The organism is Acidovorax sp. ST3, from assembly GCF_003231145.1.
In the GTDB taxonomy this organism is placed as follows: domain Bacteria; phylum Pseudomonadota; class Gammaproteobacteria; order Burkholderiales; family Burkholderiaceae_C; genus Acidovorax.
This window is the reverse complement of sequence record NZ_QKVP01000152.1, coordinates 1-507: the sequence shown is the minus strand read 5'-3', so window position 1 is coordinate 507 and position 507 is coordinate 1. Positions and strand designations below refer to the sequence as shown.

The following is a 507-nucleotide window of genomic DNA, read 5'->3' as shown; positions in this document are numbered from 1 at the left end:
CCCCAACGATGGCCTCGACATGCGCGGTGTCAAAATTGGTGCCGCCGATCCGGTTGATCTTGCCAGCCAGCCTCAGCTCGTTCAGCCAGCCCGCAGTCTCCAGCCAGCGCGGGGCGTCATAATCCCACCAGTGAAATTGCACCAGGTCGAGCCGGTCGAGATTGAGCCGCCGCAAGGACTGATCGATGACACCTTCTACATACGCCTTGGTTATGCGTGGCAGGACATCGAGATCAGGCACGAATTTGGTGTGCACCTTGATGCGGTCGAGCGCCTCCTGACCACGCTCCTCCCGGTAACGCAGCCGGAAACGCCCGATCAGCTCCTCGACACCCGTATAGATGTCGGCGCAATCGAAGGTGGTGATACCGGCATCGGCAAAGGCGATCATGTCGGCAACCGGATCGTCGCTCGATGCGGCGCCATGACCGCTGGCCATCTGCCAGCCGCCGCGGACGACCCGCGAAATCTCATAGTCCGGCGCCAGTCTGGTTCTCTGCATTTACT

The 507-nt window shown here is 61.1% G+C and carries 1 protein-coding gene; it reads right to left on the bottom strand.

Annotated features, from left to right (window positions below):
• Positions 1-439, bottom strand: a 439-nt coding sequence (locus tag DNK89_RS24065) for an aldo/keto reductase (RefSeq protein WP_238990931.1), incomplete at its 3' end; no start/stop codon positions are given.
• Between the last annotated feature and the right edge of the window lie 68 nt (positions 440-507).